The sequence below is a fragment of the Sunxiuqinia sp. sy24 genome, from assembly GCF_052677165.1.
On record NZ_JBQYLH010000017.1, the window covers coordinates 48,191 to 63,921 of the forward strand.

Sequence of the window (15,731 nt, forward strand, 5' to 3'; positions counted from 1 at the left end):
ATTGTCCTTTGTTTGAGCGGGGGTGGTCGGGGGGGGAGTGGGTTTAACATATGAAAGTAACCAAACGATAAGTTTAGGGAATGATTGTGGTTCAATCGGCTGGTTATGAGTTGATATAGTTGGTTAGGGGAATGTTGAAGTAGGCCGGAGTGTTAGGGGTGTTGGAGGAGTTTAATTTGAGGATGTGCATTTTTTAGAATCTCAAGGAGTGGCGCCTTAATGGCTGCTCCGCTATTAACGGGCAATTGTGAATAACTAATTCGGCTTACTGCTAAATGAGTGCTGATTTGCCGTATTTTTAAGGTGAAAAATAGTGCTATGCCTCGTTTTCCTCATTATAAGCAACCCGACGCCATGGATTGTGGGCCCACCTGCCTGCGAATGATCGCCAAGTTTTACGGGCGCAACTTCAATTTGAATTATTTACGGGATCAATCTCATATTTCGCGCGAAGGTGTTTCGTTGCTTGGAATAAGTGATGCCGCTGAAGCCATTGGTATGCGCAGCTTGGGAACCAAGGTTACTTATGCCCAGCTGGTGAAGGATGTTCCCAAGCCCTGTGTTGTGCATTGGGATCAGAATCACTTTGTGGTGGTTTATGATGTAAAGAAAGGGAAGGTGTTTGTGGCTGACCCGGCTTTTGGCCTGGTTAAGTACAATGAACAAGAATTCAAAAAACACTGGCTGGCTACAATGTCTGCTGGAGAGGAGAAGGGGATTTGTTTGATGTTGCAGCCAACTCCAGCTTTTTACGATCAGGATGATGAAACGGATGATCGTACAGGGTTTGCGTTTCTGTGGCGCTATGTTCGGCCGCACCGTCGGTTGGTGGGGCAGTTGATGATCGGCTTCCTGGCGGCGAGTATTATTCAACTCATCTTTCCATTTCTGACACAAAGCATTGTTGATGTGGGGATCAATAATCAGGATATTAGCTTTATCTACCTGGTGTTGGGTGCGCAGATGATGCTGTTTATTGGAAAGATGTCGGTCGACTTTGTGCGATCGTGGATTTTGCTGCACATTAGTACCCGGATTAATATTTCTATTATTTCTGATTTCTTGATCAAGTTGATGAAGTTGCCGATTGGCTTTTTCGACACTAAAATGATTGGCGATTTAATGCAGCGTATTCAGGATCATCGACGGATTGAACGTTTCCTGACTACGCAAACCTTGAGCGTTCTGTTCTCGATGTTTAATCTCGTGATCTTTGGTATTGTGTTGGCTATTTACAGTTGGAAAATTTTGGCGGTGTTTGTCATTGGTTCTGCCTTGTATGTGGTTTGGGTGTATTTGTTTATGCAGCGTCGCCGGCAACTCGACTATAAGAAATTTTCGCAGCTGAGTGAAAATCAAAGCATGCTGATTCAGTTGATTAACGGCATGCCCGAAATCAAACTCAATAATTACGAAAAGCAAAAGCGCTGGGAATGGGAGCGCATTCAGGCGCGATTGTTTCGGGTGAATGTGCAAAGTCTTTCGGTGGATCAGTACCAGCAGGCCGGGTCGGTTTTTATCAACGAAACCAAGAATATTGTGATAACTGTACTGGCGGCTATGGCGGTATTGAATGGGCAGATGACGCTAGGAATGATGCTGGCTGTGCAATACATTATCGGGCAATTGAATGCGCCGCTGACAGATCTTATTAGCTTTATGCATTTGGCGCAGGATGCCAAGATAAGTTTGGAGCGCTTGGGTGAAATCCATAATAAGGACGATGAAGAGAAGAAGGATGATCCGCGCATCAATACGATGCCAGTGGAGCGTACTATTGCGATCTCCGATCTGGTATTTCAGTATGAAGGGCCGCATTCTCCTAAAGTGTTGAATCGGATTGAGCTGACCATTCCGGAGAAAAAACTGACAGCTATTGTCGGGACCAGTGGAAGTGGGAAGACGACCTTAGTGAAATTGTTGCTGGGATTTTATCCTCCGGTTTCTGGTACTATCCGGGTGGGCGATACTGATTTGAAAAATTTTTCGCAACAATGGTGGCGCACCAAGGTGGGCGCAGTGATGCAGGATGGCTTTATTTTTTCGGATACAATTATGAATAATATTGTGGTAGGCGATGAGCAGGTAGATAAGGGGAAATTATTGTTTGCAGTAAAGACGGCCAATATTCAAAATTTTGTGGAAGGTTTGCCATTGGGGTACAATACCCGAATTGGGCAGGATGGTCATGGATTGAGTGAAGGGCAGAAGCAGCGGATATTGATTGCCCGGGTGGTTTATAAAAATCCGGAATATCTGTTTTTTGATGAGGCAACCAATGCTTTAGATGCAAACAATGAAAAGGTCATTATGGAAAACCTGGATAAGGTATATGAAGGTAAAACCGTGGTGGTTGTCGCGCACCGATTGAGTACCGTGAAAAATGCGGATCAGATTGTGGTGTTGGATCAGGGGGAGATTGTGGAAGTTGGGAATCATGCCGAGCTAACAGCGAAAAAGGGGGCTTATTACAATCTGGTGAAAAATCAGTTGGAGTTGGGTAATTGATGGATGAAGTTCGTTGTGGTTTAATTATATTATAAGGGTCAAGTGTTGTTTTGTTGATACGATAGTAGAATGAGATGAAAAAGTATAACTCGAAAATTGGGGGCGGCATTCTTTTCTTTCTTATAGTGATTATAGGATGCACTTCTATTTTGATGGTTTATCATCGTGCTTGGCTGGGACTGGTAATTAATTTATTTGTGGGTGGTTTTGTTGGGTATTTGTTTATGACTACTTACTATCTTGTTGACGAACGTGTTTTGAGAATAAGAAGTGGTTTTTTGGTAGATAAAGCGATTGGAATTGATACAATCGTTGAAATATCGGAAACGAACAATCCGCTGGCTTCGCCGGCTAATTCTCTCGATCGACTTGAGATTAGGTACACGGGTGGTTCGATTTTGATTTCGCCTGCGGATAAAGCTGGATTTGTTGGTCACTTGAAAGATCTAAATTCAGCTATTAAATTAAATTTAAAGACTGAAGGTCTATAAAAAATAAATACAATTATAGCAGACAATTGGGCTCTGCGCTTGAGTAGTTATGCCACAGAACGATAACATAGAAATTCGAAGTGATGAGGTTCAGGAGATCATCGGGAAATCGCCCTCGTGGTTGATGCGAAGTGGCTTGACCATGATTCTGATTTTTCTGCTGCTAATACTGTTGGGGGCTTGGGTGTTTCATTATCCTGATATTATCAGGGCGCGTATTGTTGTGCTTTCTGAAAACCCTCCTGCGCATATTGTTGCTCGTAGTACCGGTAAAATCGACCAGTTGTTTGTGCAGGATGAAGATTCGGTGGAGAAGGGCCAGCTCATTGCTATTTTAGAAAATGCTGCGAACTACAAAGATGTGAACGCATTGGAGGAGGAGTTGGAGCTTTTAGAGGGCTATTTTATTACCTTCGATACTTTGTTTTATAAGGAGCTGAAACCGAACTACAGGCTAGGGGAGATTCAGTCTGATTTTTCCTCTTTTTTACGTCTGTATAATAATTACATCAGTTTTGTCCGCTTGAACTTTTTCCCGCAGAAAATAGCTTCCTTGCGCGAGCAGGAGCATATGCAGCGCATTTATTACGATCGCTTGTGGACTCAGCGGCAGATTTTGGAGAACGAATTCCAGATTGCTTATGAGCAGTTTAAGCGAGACTCGGGATTGTATGTGCGCGATGTGCTTTCGCTGGTGGATTACAAAAAATCGGAATCTTCGCTTCTGCAAAAAAAATATAGTTTCAACGGTGCTCGCACTGATTTGGCTACAACACAAAAGGAAATTATTCAGCTTCAGCAGAAGATTATTGGAGCTGAAAAGGAATTTGAAGATCAGAAACGGCAATCGCAATCGAAACTGATCGAGGCGCTGAATGTTCTGCAGAGTCGGCTCGATTATTGGAACCAGGCATTTGTGCTGCAAACTCCGATTGAGGGGCGGGTTAGCTTTACCAATTTTTGGAGCAAAAACCAGCAGGTAAAAAGTGGTGATATCGTATTTACCGTGGTGCCGGAAAGCGAAAGCAAAATCATTGGTCGGGTTGCTTTGCCATTGCGCGGTGCCGGGAAAGTGAAGATTGGACAGGTGGTCAATATTCGGTTCGATAATTTCCCTTATATGGAATATGGTATGGTGCGGGGTGTTGTTAAGTCAATCTCGCTGGTTCCTTCCAATGATAATTATATTGCAGAGATCAATCTTCCTCAAAGCTTGATGACCAATTATGGCATTCCGCTAAGCTTTAGCCAAGAGATGAAGGGTGAGGCTGAGATTATTACCGAAGATCTTCGGTTGATTCAGCGTTTTTTCAATCCTATTAAATCGATCCTGAAGGAAAAGGTTACCGACACAAACTAGTTCTCATTTTAAATTTAGGGTCAAATCCAAAAAACAGTTAGAAAAGCTATTGTTATTTGCTGGAAATTAGTACTTTTGCCTGCCGTTTTTGGAGAGTTCTGCCAAAAACACAGATGGAATGCATTGATTTTGTTGATTTTTCAATACCTTTGCAGTCCATTTTGGAAAAATATTAATGATTAATTAAATAGTTGTATGCCAACGATTCAACAGTTAGTAAGGAAAGGACGTACCGTTCAGGTAGAGAAGAGTAAGTCTCGTGCTTTAGATTCTTGTCCTCAAAAACGAGGTGTTTGTGTACGTGTTTACACAACTACACCCAAGAAACCTAACTCTGCGATGCGTAAAGTTGCAAGGGTAAGGTTGACGAACCAAAAAGAAGTGAATGCCTACATTCCGGGCGAAGGTCATAACCTGCAAGAGCACTCCATTGTATTGGTGCGTGGCGGTAGGGTAAAAGATTTACCAGGGGTACGTTATCACTTAGTTCGCGGTGCATTAGACACTGCCGGTGTAGAAGGACGCACACAGAGACGTTCTAAGTACGGTACGAAAAGACCGAAGAAATAATTTTGAGAATTGACCGCTTGCAGTGGTTTGGTTGAGTAAATGAGTCCGGCAGAGGCTGGGTAAACTGAAGCTCCAAATCGATTAAACAACCAATTCGAATAACACTAAAGAGAAGATTACGATGAGAAAATCGAAACCAAAAAAGAGGATCATTCTTCCTGATCCAAAATTTAACGACGTTCTAGTTACACGATTTGTAAACGACATGATGCAACACGGTAAGAAAACCGTTGCATATCAAATTTTCTATGATGCGCTCGATATCGTTGATTCACGCATGAAAAACGATGAGCTCTCTTCCCTCGATGTCTGGAAAAAAGCCTTGGAGAACATTACTCCGGCAGTCGAAGTTAAAAGCCGCCGTGTTGGTGGAGCTACATTCCAGGTTCCTATGGAAATTCGCCCCGAAAGAAAAGTGGCAGTTTCTATCAAAAACTTAATCCTTTTTGCCCGTAAACGTTCTGGAAAATCAATGGCAGACAAGTTGGCTGCTGAGATTCAGGCTGCGTTCAATAATGAAGGTGGTGCCTACAAGCGGAAAGAAGACACGCACAGAATGGCTGAAGCAAACCGTGCTTTTGCGCATTTCAGATTTTAGGATTGGGGTAATTAGTTTAATAAGGATTAGAATATTGGTATATTAGCATGGCAACAAAAGATCTAAAATATACAAGAAATATCGGCATCATGGCTCACATTGATGCTGGTAAGACAACCACTTCGGAGCGTATCCTTTACTACACTGGATTGACGCACCGTATTGGTGAAGTTCACGATGGTGCTGCCACAATGGACTGGATGGAGCAAGAGCAGGAGCGGGGGATTACAATTACCTCTGCTGCTACAACTACTTTCTGGAAGCACAATGAGAAAGAATATAAAATCAATATCATTGATACTCCTGGGCACGTTGACTTTACTGTTGAAGTAGAGCGTTCGTTGCGGATCTTGGATGGCGCTGTCGCTTTGTTTTGTGCGGTAAGTGGCGTTGAGGCCCAGTCGGAAACGGTATGGCGCCAGGCAGAGAAATATGGTGTTCCACGGATCGGTTTCGTTAATAAAATGGATCGTTCAGGAGCTGATTTTTTCAACGTTGTTAGCGAGGTTCGTGAGAAGTTAGGAGCCAATCCAGTGCCTATTCAAATACCAATTGGTGCTGAAGAAAAATTCGAAGGGGTTATTGACCTGATCGAAATGAAAGCTATTCGTTGGTATGAAGATGCCACGCTTGGAACAGATTATAAGTTGGAAGAAATTCCAGCTGAATTGATGGAGCAAGCACTAGAGTACCGCGAAAAAATGGTTGAATCAGTTGCCGAATTGGATGATGCCCTTATGGAGCGTTATTTTGATGATCCGGAATCAATCACTTCTGATGAGTTGCTTTCAGTGATTCGTCAAGGAACATTGAAGCAAATCATCGTTCCGATGATGTGTGGTTCAGCATTCAAAAATAAAGGTGTGCAACGTTTGTTGGATGCTGTTATTGAATTCTTGCCAAGCCCAGCGGATAAAGGTGAATTAATTGGTGTTAATCCTGATACGGGTGAAGAAGCTGTTCGTCATGCTGATACTGAAGAGCCTTTATCTGCCTTAGCATTTAAAATTGCCACCGACCCTTATGTAGGCCGTTTGTGCTTTATTCGCGTCTATTCAGGGAAGATTGATGCTGGTTCTACGGTTTACAATACAAGAACGGGTAAGAAAGAACGTATTTCACGTCTTTACCAGATGCACTCAAACAAACAAAACCCGAAAGATGTCATTGAAGCCGGAGATATTTGTGCAGCAGTAGGGTTTAAAGATATTCGCACAGGCGATACGTTGTCAACAGAAAAGAATCCAATTACTCTGGAAAGCATGGACTTCCCGGAGCCAGTAATCGGTATCGCTGTTGAGCCAAAAACACAAAAAGACTTAGATAAGCTTGGAATGGGATTGGCTAAATTGGCCGAAGAAGATCCAACATTCAAAGTAAATACTGACGAAGAATCAGGACAAACGGTTATCCGTGGTATGGGTGAGCTTCACCTGGAAATTATTATCGACCGTTTGAAGCGTGAATTCAAAGTAGAATGTAACCAGGGGAAACCTCAGGTTGCCTATAAAGAAGCGATTAGCGAGGAAATTGAATTACGTGAAGTATTCAAAAAACAATCCGGTGGTCGTGGTAAATTCGCTGATATCATTGTTAAAGTATCTCCTGCTGACGAAGGCAAAGATGGTTTGACATTTATTGACAGCGTAAAAGGAGGTCGTATTCCAAGAGAATTCATTCCTTCTGTACAAAAAGGTTTTGAAACAGCGATGTTGAACGGTCCTTTGGCCGGTTTCCAATTGGATAGCCTGAAAGTTGAATTGCTTGATGGTTCATTCCACGCGGTTGACTCGGATCAGCTGTCTTTCGAAATCTGTGCCCGTCAGGCGTTTAAGAGCGCAGCTTCAAAAGCAGGCCCAAAATTGCTTGAGCCGATCATGAAGACTGAAATTGTTACTCCTGAAGAATACATGGGTGATATTATTGGTGACATGAACCGTCGACGCGGACAGGTAGCTGGAATGACTGAGAAAGCAGGAGCTAGGGTAATTAAAGCCACAGTGCCACTTTCAGAGATCTTCGGTTATGTGACTGTATTGAGAACACTTTCTTCCGGTCGTGCAACTTCATCAATGGAGTTCTCACACTACGAAGAAGTGCCAAAACAAATGGCAGTGAAAGTACTTGAGGAAATGCAAGGAAAAGTAGAATTATTATAAAATAATTATTTTATCTCATCATGAGTCAAAAGATCAGAATTAAGCTGAAGTCGTATGATCACAACTTGGTGGACAAGTCGGCTGAAAAGATCGTTAAGACTGTAAAAACAACAGGTGCAGTTGTAAGCGGGCCCATCCCGCTTCCAACTCACAAACGTATTTTCACAGTGTTGCGTTCAACTTTCGTGAACAAAAAATCGCGCGAGCAATTTCAGTTGTCGTCTTACAAGCGTTTGATCGACATCTACAGCTCAACAGCAAAAACTATCGACGCCTTAATGAAGCTTGAATTGCCAAGCGGTGTTGAAGTAGAAATTAAAGTATGATAACCTGTAAAAAGTAAAAAAATGGCAGGAATAATCGGTAAAAAAATCGGAATGACATCCGTATTCAGTGTTGAGGGAAAAAATATTCCATGCACTGTGATTGAAGCCGGACCTTGTGTTGTGACACAAGTGAAAACGGCTGAAACCGATGGCTATAGCGCTATTCAGCTTGCTTTTGGTGACAAGAAAGAAAAGAACACCACCAAAGCTGAATTCGGTCACTTCCAGAAAGCTGGAACTGATCCAAAGCGTAAAGTTGTCGAGTTTCAAGACTTCGAAAGAGATTACAAACTTGGTGAAACCATTACTGTTGATGTAATCGAAGAAGGTAGTTGGGTTGATGTAACTGGCATTACCAAAGGAAAAGGTTTCCAAGGTGTTGTTAAGCGGTATAACTTCCGTGGAGTAGGTGATGCTACCCATGGTCAGCACAACCGTCTGAGAGCTCCTGGTTCGCTTGGTGCGTCGTCTTACCCTTCCAGAGTATTTAAAGGAATGCGCATGGCTGGTCGTACCGGTGGTGCTCGCAAAACGATCGAAGACCTTCGGGTTTTGAAAGTAATTCCTGAAAGTAACCTATTAGTTGTTAAAGGATCAATTCCTGGAGCAAAAGGATCATATGTAATAATTAGTCAGTAATGGAAGTACAAGTATTAGACAAAACAGGAAAAGAGACCGGAAGAAAGGTCGGTTTGCAAGACCAGATCTTCGGTATTGAGCCGAACGACCATGCTATTTATCTTGATGTAAAACAGTACTTGGCAAACAAACGTCAAGGAACCCATTCTGCTACTGAACGTGGTGAAATCGTTGGAAGTACAAAAAAGATTAAGCGGCAAAAAGGTACAGGTACTGCACGTGCCGGTAGCATTAAGTCACCTTTATTCAGAGGTGGTGGTCGTGTTTTTGGACCTCGTCCAAGAAACTATGGCTTCAAATTAAACAAAAAAGTAAAAGCTTTAGCTCGTAAATCAGCTTTGACATACAAAGCTAAAGCAAGCGATATTCTAGTTCTTGAGGATTTCATTCTGGAAGTTCCAAAAACAAAAGAGATGGTAGCAGTTAGTAATAATCTGAAGATTACCAATAAAAAGTCTCTTTTCGTTTTACCAGACGAAAATAAAAATATATATTTGTCCTCCAGAAATTTAGATGGTGTTTCTGTTGTAACTCCTTCTGAGTTAAGCACTTATCAAATCATGAACGCTAATAAGGTGATCTTTTTTGAGAGTTCGGTAAGTAAGATCGAAGAACAGTTTAAGATTTAAGGGGGAAAAATAATGGATATTTTGATAAAACCCATAGTAACAGAAAAGATGACGGAATTGGGCGAAAAGTTCAACCGTTATGGTTTTGTTGTCCGCAGAGATGCTGACAAACAAGCAATTAAGAAAGCAGTCGAAGAACTGTACAATGTGAGTGTATCTTCCATTAATACCATGGTTTATGGTGGCAAAAACAAAAGCCGCTATACAAAAGCCGGAGTTATTAAAGGAAGAACTGCTGCATATAAAAAAGCAGTCATCACATTGGTAGAAGGAGATACAATTGATTTTTACAGTAATATTTAATAAAAGGAAATGGCAGTAAGAAAATTAAAACCAGTTACTCCGGGTCAAAGGCACAAAATTATTGGCGCTTTTGATACCGTTACTGCATCAACGCCTGAGAAATCATTGTTGAAGCCCATGCAGAAGTCCGGTGGTCGTAACAGCCAAGGACGCATGACAATGAGGTATATAGGTGGAGGGCACAAGAAGAGATATCGTGCGATCGATTTTAAACGCGAGAAAGACGGTATCCCTGCACGTGTAGAGTCTATTCAGTATGACCCGAATCGCTCAGCCCGTATTGCGCTGTTGGTATACGCCGATGGTGAAAAACGGTACATTTTGTCTCCCAACGGATTGCAGGTTGGACAGACCGTATTGAGCGGAACAGGCATTGCCCCTGAAGTAGGTAACTCAATTCCACTTAAAGAAATTCCTCTTGGTACTATTGTACACAACATTGAGCTTCAACCTGGACAAGGTGGCGTTATGGTGCGAAGTGCAGGAACATATGCACAGTTGACCTCAAGAGAAGGAAAGTATGCAATTGTAAAGTTACCTTCTGGTGAATCCCGTATGGTACTCGTTACTTGCAAAGCTACAGTTGGAACTGTTGGGAATACGGAACACAACTTGGAAAGATCTGGAAAAGCAGGTCGTTCACGTTGGTTAGGAAGAAGACCACGCGTACGTGGTGTTGTCATGAACCCGGTTGATCACCCAATGGGTGGTGGAGAAGGCCGTTCTTCAGGAGGACATCCTCGTTCACGCAACGGCTTGTTAGCAAAAGGTTTCAAAACCCGTGCTAAGAAAAAAGCTTCCAATAGGTACATTGTAGAAAAACGCAAGAAATAATAAAAGGAGTAGGATATGAGTCGTTCATTAAAAAAAGGCCCATTCATTGCCTATAAACTTGAGAAAAAAGTTGACGCGATGAATGAAGCAGGAAAAAAGTCCGTTATCAAGACTTGGGCCAGAGCATCAGTAATCTCTCCCGACTTTGTAGGGCACACCATAGCAGTACACAACGGAAATAAATTCATTCCCGTTTATGTAACTGAAAACATGGTAGGCCATAAGCTTGGCGAATTTGCACCTACAAGAACTTTTAGGGGACATGCCGGAAACAAACGTTAAGGCATGAGATTCTCATTAACTATTAAAAGAAATTACGATGGGTGCTAGAAAAAGAAATAGAGCAATTGAGCTGAAAGAAGCTCGGAAATCACAATACTTTGCGGTATTAAAAGACTGCCCTACTTCCCCAAGAAAAATGAGGCTGGTTGCCGATATGGTTCGCGGAATGGAAGTAAACCGGGCGTTGGATGTTCTGAAGTTTTCCTCAAAAGAAGCTTCACGCAAAGTCGAAAAACTGTTGATGTCAGCCATTGCAAACTGGCAGGCGAAAAACGAGGGAACTCGTTTGGAAGAAAGCAACTTGTATGTGAAAACGATAGCTGTCGATTCAGGACGTATGTTAAAGCGTCTGCGCCCGGCCCCACAAGGCCGTGCTCACCGGATTCGCAAGCGTTCGAACCACGTGACACTTTGCGTTGATAGTAAAACTGTAGAAAACGATAACGAATAAATAGTAATACATGGGACAAAAAGTTAATCCAATCGCTAATCGTTTAGGGATCATCCGTGGATGGGATTCCAACTGGTTCGGTGGAAACGACTATGGTGATAAGCTGGTTGAAGATACTAAGATCCGCAAATACTTGAACGCTCGTTTGGCGAAAGCAAGTATTTCGAGGATTATTATCGAAAGAACCTTGAAGCTGATCACTATTACAGTTCACACGTCAAGACCTGGTATTATTATTGGCAAAGGTGGTCAGGAAGTCGACAAATTGAAAGAGGAGTTGAAGAAGATCACTAACAAAGAAGTTCAGATCAATATCTTTGAGATTAAAAGACCTGAATTGGATGCCCGTATCGTTGCCAACAATGTTGCACGTCAGATTGAAGGCAAAATTGCCTATCGTCGTGCCACAAAGATGGCTATCGCCTCTACCATGAGAATGGGTGCGCAAGGAATTAAAATTTTGGTATCCGGTCGTTTGAACGGAGCTGAAATGGCGCGCTCTGAAATGTATAAAGACGGTCGTACTCCTTTGCACACGCTAAGAGCTGATATTGATTATGCTTTAGCTGAAGCTTTAACAAAAACCGGTTTAGTCGGTGTTAAAGTTTGGATTTGTAAAGGCGAAGTGTACGGAAAACGTGACCTTTCTCCAAACCTTGGACAAAAGAACACCCCTGGTGGTGGTCCTCGTGGCGGCGGCAGAAGTGGCGGTTTCAAAAAGAGAAGAAAATAATTCGAAAACCTTTTAATTAAAAAAGGATGTTACAGCCGAAAAAGACAAAATTTAGAAGAGTACAAAAAGGACGGATGAAAGGGAATGCCCAACGCGGTACAGAACTTGCATTCGGTTCTTTCGGTATAAAGTCGTTGCAAAGCGCATGGCTTACCGGTCGCCAAATAGAGGCGGCCAGGGTTGCGGTAACCCGTCACATGCAGCGCCAGGGTCAAATTTGGATCCGTATTTTCCCAGATAAGCCTATTACTAAAAAACCTGCCGAAGTACGGATGGGTAAAGGTAAAGGTGCTCCTGAAGCATTCGTAGCTCCGGTAACTCCGGGTCGTATTTTAATCGAAGCCGATGGCGTTTCATTCGAAATGGCAAAAGAAGCCTTACGTTTGGCCGCTCAGAAACTTCCGGTAACTACGAAGTTTGTTATTAGACGTGACTATGTTGAAGCTACTAAAGAAGATTAAAGATGAAAGCATCAGAAATTAAAGAATTAACAGACAAGGAAATCCAGGAAAGAATCCAGTTGGAGAAGGAAACCTTGGCACGTCTTAATATGAATCATGCAGTTTCTCCTTTGGACAACCCGATGAAAATCAAGGAAGCCCGCAGGAATGTTGCACGCCTTCAGACCATCAAACGTCAGAGGGAATTGAATCAAAATCAGAATTAATTTGTAGTCAATGGAAGCAAGAAATCTGAGAAAAGAGCGTATCGGAGTTGTTGTAAGCGACAGTATGGAGAAAAGTATTGTTGTGGCGGTGAAACGTAAAGAGAAACACCCTATTTACGGAAAATTCGTCAATAAAACAACCAAGCTATACGCCCATGACGAAACAAACACTTGCAGCGTAGGAGATACTGTAAAGATCATGGAAACACGACCTTTAAGTAGAAACAAGCGCTGGAGATTAGTTGAAATTATTGAAAGAGCTAAGTAATCATGATACAACAGGAATCAAGATGTGCAGTTGCCGATAACAGTGGTGCCAGAGAAGTTCTTTGTATCCGTGTTTTAGGCGGTACAAAAAAACGTTACGCATCGATTGGCGATAAAGTGGTTGTCACTGTTAAAAGTGCAATTGCCGGTAGTGATATGAAAAAAGGAACTGTGTCTAAAGCCATTGTTGTTCGCACTAGAAAAGAAGTACGTCGTCAAGACGGATCATATATCCGTTTCGATGACAATGCTGTCGTTTTATTGAACAATACTGGTGAAATGCGCGGAACCCGTATTTTTGGCCCTGTTGCAAGGGAACTTCGTGACAAAAACATGAAAATTATTTCGCTTGCACCTGAAGTGCTTTAATGCATAAATTAAACAAAATGCAGACAAAATTACACATTAAAAAAGGTGACACCGTTGTTGTTATTGCTGGAAACTATAAAGGTCAGCAAGGCAAAGTTCTCGAAGTGGTTCGGGAAAAAACCAGAGCAATTGTGGAGGGTGTTAATATGGTAAAAAAACATACCAAGCCTAACGCGGAAAATCCGCAGGGAGGTATCGTTGAAAAGGAAGCACCAATCCACCTGTCAAACCTGATGCATGTCGATCCGAAAGAAGGAGGCAAAACACGCATCGGGCGTAAGCTCGGAAGCAATGGGAAACTAGTACGTTATTCAAAAAAATCTGGAGAGGAGATTAAGTAATGGCTTATACACCAACACTTAAGAAGAAATATTCGGAAGAAATCATTCCAGCATTAGCTAAGGAATTTGATTATAAATCTGTTATGCAGGTTCCGAAATTGGAGAAAATTGTTCTGAACCAAGGTGTTGGAGCTGCTATCGCGGACAAAAAAATCATTGAAGTTGCCACAGAGGAAATGACAATGATTGCCGGTCAAAAAGCAGTCCAAACCAAATCAAAGAAGGACATCTCCAACTTTAAACTGAGGAAAAAAATGCCTATCGGTGTACGTGTGACACTGAGAAAAGAAAGGATGTATGAATTTCTTGAAAGGCTAATCAACATCTCACTGCCACGTATTCGTGACTTTAGAGGCATTGAGAGTAAAATGGACGGACAAGGAAACTATACCCTTGGAATTCCAGAGCAAATTATTTTTCCTGAAATCAACATTGACAAGGTTAACCGTATTAACGGTATGAACATTACTTTTGTAACCTCAGCTAGCACGGATGAAGAAGGTTTTGCCTTGTTGAAAGAGTTAGGTTTACCTTTTAAAAACGTTAAAAAGAACTAAGTTATGGCTAAAGAATCAATGAAAGCCCGCGAAGTAAAAAGGGCAAAACTTGTTGAAAAATACGCCGACAAAAGGGCCCAGCTCAAAGCAGAAGGTGATTATGAAGGTTTGCAAAAACTACCTAAGAACTCGTCGAAGGTACGCATGCACAACCGTTGTAAATTAACCGGACGTCCAAAAGGTTATATGCGCCAGTTCGGAATTAGCAGGATTAACTTCCGCGAGATGGCCTCTGAAGGTCTGATTCCCGGTGTTAAGAAAGCAAGTTGGTAAACTATTAAGTACAAAAGTAATGAGTAAAATTACAGACCCGATAGCAGATTATTTAACTCGCGTGCGTAACGCTCAGGCAGCTAAGCACCGCGTTGTTGATATTCCTGCTTCAAACATAAAAAAGGAAATTACCAAAATCTTAAAAGATAAAGGGTACATTTTGAACTATAAGTTTGAAGATGATGTCAATTTTCAGGGCAACATTAAAATTGCCTTGAAATATCATCCTGAAACGAAACAACCAGCCATCAAATCGATTAAGCGGATTAGTAAACCTGGTTTGAGACAGTATTGCGACAGCGATAATATTCCTCGTGTACTTAACGGCCTGGGAGTAGCTATTATATCTACCTCAAAGGGTGTTGTTTCAGACAAAGAAGCACGCGACCTGAATATTGGTGGTGAAGTTTTATGTTACGTTTATTAATAAGGAGGAGTAGTAATGTCAAGGATAGGTAAATTACCAATCGCAATACCAGCCGGAGTAACCGTAAGTGTTAACAAGGAAAACTTGGTGACAGTTAAAGGTAAACTCGGCGAACTTTCGCAAAAGGTAGACCCCGAGATGGAAGTAGCCGTTGAAGAGAGCCAGATTATCGTTAAACGACCTACAGAGCAAAAAAGACACCGTGCATTGCACGGCTTGTACCGCTCATTGGTTAACAATATGGTTGTAGGTGTTTCGGAAGGCTATGAAATTAAGTTGGAACTTGTAGGTGTAGGTTATCGTGCCGAAAACCAAGGTCAGTTATTGGACTTGGTATTAGGACATTCTCACCACACGTTTCTGAATCTTCCTGCTGAAGTAAAGGTTGAAGCTGTTACTGATAAAAGAAACAATCCGATTGTTACTTTGAAAAGCTGTGACAAACAGTTGATCGGTCAAGTAGCTGCAAAGATACGCTCATTCAGAGCACCAGAACCATACAAAGGAAAAGGTGTGAAGTTTGTCGGTGAAGAATTAAGACGCAAAGCTGGAAAGTCAGCTTCTGCTAAATAGTAAAATTTGAAACCATGGCTTTAACGAAACAAAAAAGAAGATATAGAATTAAAAAGAGAATCCGGAAAATCGTTACCGGAACTTCTGAAAGACCTCGTTTGAGTGTGTTTAGAAGTAACAAGCAAATTTATGCCCAATTGGTGAATGACCTGGACGGTACAACTTTGCTTTCAATCTCTTCATTGAATAAAGAAATCAGCGAAAAAGAAGGCAACAAAATCGAACAAGCTGCTTTGGTTGGAAAAGCACTTGCTGAAAAGGCAAAAGCAGCCGGAATCGAAGATGTAGTGTTCGATCGTAACGGATATTTATATCACGGTAGAGTAAAACAATTAGCTGAAGCTGCCCGTGAAGGTGGCCTTAAATTTTAATGA

The 15,731-nt window shown here is 41.9% G+C and carries 24 protein-coding genes; all 24 read left to right on the forward strand.

The features are described from left to right. Nucleotides 1-318 precede the first annotated feature (318 nt). The 24 genes from ACUNWA_RS14665 to rplR all read left to right on the forward strand — a co-directional run bounded on the left by ACUNWA_RS14665 (nt 319) and on the right by rplR (nt 15,728). On the forward strand, nt 319-2,508 hold the full coding sequence (locus ACUNWA_RS14665; protein WP_445592677.1) for a peptidase domain-containing ABC transporter: 2,190 nt from the start codon (nt 319-321) through the stop codon (nt 2,506-2,508). 74 nt (nt 2,509-2,582) lie between these two features. Beyond that, on the forward strand, nt 2,583-2,999 hold the full coding sequence (locus ACUNWA_RS14670) for a PH domain-containing protein (protein ID WP_445592678.1): 417 nt from the start codon (nt 2,583-2,585) through the stop codon (nt 2,997-2,999). A 49-nt stretch (nt 3,000-3,048) separates the two neighbouring features. Continuing rightward, complete coding sequence (locus tag ACUNWA_RS14675; RefSeq protein ID WP_445592679.1) at nt 3,049-4,359, forward strand: HlyD family efflux transporter periplasmic adaptor subunit; 1,311 nt, start codon at nt 3,049-3,051, stop codon at nt 4,357-4,359. Nucleotides 4,360-4,554: 195 nt separating this feature from the next. Next, the gene (gene rpsL, locus ACUNWA_RS14680; RefSeq protein WP_445592680.1) at nt 4,555-4,929 is read left to right on the forward strand and encodes a 30S ribosomal protein S12; all 375 of its coding nucleotides are present in this window, start codon (nt 4,555-4,557) and stop codon (nt 4,927-4,929) included. Between the two features lie 121 nt (nt 4,930-5,050). Then, the gene (gene rpsG / locus ACUNWA_RS14685) at nt 5,051-5,527 is read left to right on the forward strand and encodes a 30S ribosomal protein S7 (RefSeq protein ID WP_445592681.1); all 477 of its coding nucleotides are present in this window, start codon (nt 5,051-5,053) and stop codon (nt 5,525-5,527) included. A 47-nt stretch (nt 5,528-5,574) separates the two neighbouring features. Further along, complete coding sequence (gene fusA, locus ACUNWA_RS14690; protein ID WP_445592682.1) at nt 5,575-7,686, forward strand: elongation factor G; 2,112 nt, start codon at nt 5,575-5,577, stop codon at nt 7,684-7,686. A 20-nt stretch (nt 7,687-7,706) separates the two neighbouring features. Next, a complete protein-coding gene (gene rpsJ, locus ACUNWA_RS14695) occupies nt 7,707-8,012 on the forward strand; it encodes a 30S ribosomal protein S10 (protein WP_299579695.1) in 306 nt (101 codons plus the stop codon). Between the two features lie 21 nt (nt 8,013-8,033). Then, entirely contained in the window at nt 8,034-8,651 is a 618-nt protein-coding gene (gene rplC, locus ACUNWA_RS14700) for a 50S ribosomal protein L3 (protein WP_445592683.1), read from the forward strand. Continuing rightward, nucleotides 8,651-9,280 (forward strand): 50S ribosomal protein L4, encoded by a 630-nt coding sequence (gene rplD, locus ACUNWA_RS14705; RefSeq protein WP_445592684.1) that lies wholly within the window; start codon nt 8,651-8,653, stop codon nt 9,278-9,280. Before rplC ends, rplD begins: the two co-directional genes overlap by 1 nt. Before the next feature lie 12 nt (nt 9,281-9,292). Then, the gene (gene rplW / locus ACUNWA_RS14710; RefSeq protein WP_445592685.1) at nt 9,293-9,583 is read left to right on the forward strand and encodes a 50S ribosomal protein L23; all 291 of its coding nucleotides are present in this window, start codon (nt 9,293-9,295) and stop codon (nt 9,581-9,583) included. 9 nt (nt 9,584-9,592) lie between these two features. Next, nucleotides 9,593-10,417: a 50S ribosomal protein L2 gene (gene rplB / locus ACUNWA_RS14715; RefSeq protein ID WP_445592686.1), complete on the forward strand. Its 825-nt coding sequence runs from the start codon at nt 9,593-9,595 to the stop codon at nt 10,415-10,417. A gap of 15 nt (nt 10,418-10,432) precedes the next feature. Next, nucleotides 10,433-10,699 carry a 30S ribosomal protein S19 gene (gene rpsS / locus ACUNWA_RS14720; RefSeq protein WP_053187462.1) on the forward strand — a complete coding sequence of 89 codons (267 nt, stop codon included), beginning with the start codon at nt 10,433-10,435 and terminating at the stop codon, nt 10,697-10,699. A 37-nt stretch (nt 10,700-10,736) separates the two neighbouring features. After that, nucleotides 10,737-11,150, forward strand: a complete 414-nt coding sequence (gene rplV, locus ACUNWA_RS14725) for a 50S ribosomal protein L22 (RefSeq protein WP_445592687.1) — start codon at nt 10,737-10,739, stop codon at nt 11,148-11,150. A 10-nt stretch (nt 11,151-11,160) separates the two neighbouring features. Beyond that, nucleotides 11,161-11,883 carry a 30S ribosomal protein S3 gene (gene rpsC / locus ACUNWA_RS14730; protein WP_445592688.1) on the forward strand — a complete coding sequence of 241 codons (723 nt, stop codon included), beginning with the start codon at nt 11,161-11,163 and terminating at the stop codon, nt 11,881-11,883. Nucleotides 11,884-11,909: 26 nt separating this feature from the next. Beyond that, complete coding sequence (gene rplP / locus ACUNWA_RS14735; protein WP_445592689.1) at nt 11,910-12,344, forward strand: 50S ribosomal protein L16; 435 nt, start codon at nt 11,910-11,912, stop codon at nt 12,342-12,344. A 2-nt stretch (nt 12,345-12,346) separates the two neighbouring features. Next, nucleotides 12,347-12,550 (forward strand): 50S ribosomal protein L29, encoded by a 204-nt coding sequence (gene rpmC, locus ACUNWA_RS14740; RefSeq protein WP_445592690.1) that lies wholly within the window; start codon nt 12,347-12,349, stop codon nt 12,548-12,550. A 10-nt stretch (nt 12,551-12,560) separates the two neighbouring features. Then, nucleotides 12,561-12,818, forward strand: a complete 258-nt coding sequence (gene rpsQ, locus ACUNWA_RS14745) for a 30S ribosomal protein S17 (RefSeq protein WP_445592691.1) — start codon at nt 12,561-12,563, stop codon at nt 12,816-12,818. Nucleotides 12,819-12,820: 2 nt separating this feature from the next. Beyond that, on the forward strand, nt 12,821-13,186 hold the full coding sequence (gene rplN, locus ACUNWA_RS14750; protein WP_445592692.1) for a 50S ribosomal protein L14: 366 nt from the start codon (nt 12,821-12,823) through the stop codon (nt 13,184-13,186). 17 nt (nt 13,187-13,203) lie between these two features. Next, nucleotides 13,204-13,527: a 50S ribosomal protein L24 gene (gene rplX / locus ACUNWA_RS14755; RefSeq protein ID WP_445592693.1), complete on the forward strand. Its 324-nt coding sequence runs from the start codon at nt 13,204-13,206 to the stop codon at nt 13,525-13,527. Continuing rightward, nucleotides 13,527-14,084 (forward strand): 50S ribosomal protein L5, encoded by a 558-nt coding sequence (rplE, locus tag ACUNWA_RS14760; RefSeq protein ID WP_299579657.1) that lies wholly within the window; start codon nt 13,527-13,529, stop codon nt 14,082-14,084. Before rplX ends, rplE begins: the two co-directional genes overlap by 1 nt. A gap of 3 nt (nt 14,085-14,087) precedes the next feature. Further along, the gene (gene rpsN, locus ACUNWA_RS14765) at nt 14,088-14,357 is read left to right on the forward strand and encodes a 30S ribosomal protein S14 (protein WP_445592694.1); all 270 of its coding nucleotides are present in this window, start codon (nt 14,088-14,090) and stop codon (nt 14,355-14,357) included. A 28-nt stretch (nt 14,358-14,385) separates the two neighbouring features. Then, nucleotides 14,386-14,784, forward strand: coding sequence for a 30S ribosomal protein S8 (rpsH, locus tag ACUNWA_RS14770; RefSeq protein ID WP_445592749.1), 399 nt, complete (start codon nt 14,386-14,388; stop codon nt 14,782-14,784). Nucleotides 14,785-14,799: 15 nt separating this feature from the next. Then, nucleotides 14,800-15,357: a 50S ribosomal protein L6 gene (gene rplF, locus ACUNWA_RS14775; RefSeq protein ID WP_445592695.1), complete on the forward strand. Its 558-nt coding sequence runs from the start codon at nt 14,800-14,802 to the stop codon at nt 15,355-15,357. A 14-nt stretch (nt 15,358-15,371) separates the two neighbouring features. Next, nucleotides 15,372-15,728, forward strand: coding sequence for a 50S ribosomal protein L18 (gene rplR / locus ACUNWA_RS14780; protein ID WP_445592696.1), 357 nt, complete (start codon nt 15,372-15,374; stop codon nt 15,726-15,728). The last annotated feature ends 3 nt before the right edge of the window (nt 15,729-15,731 follow it).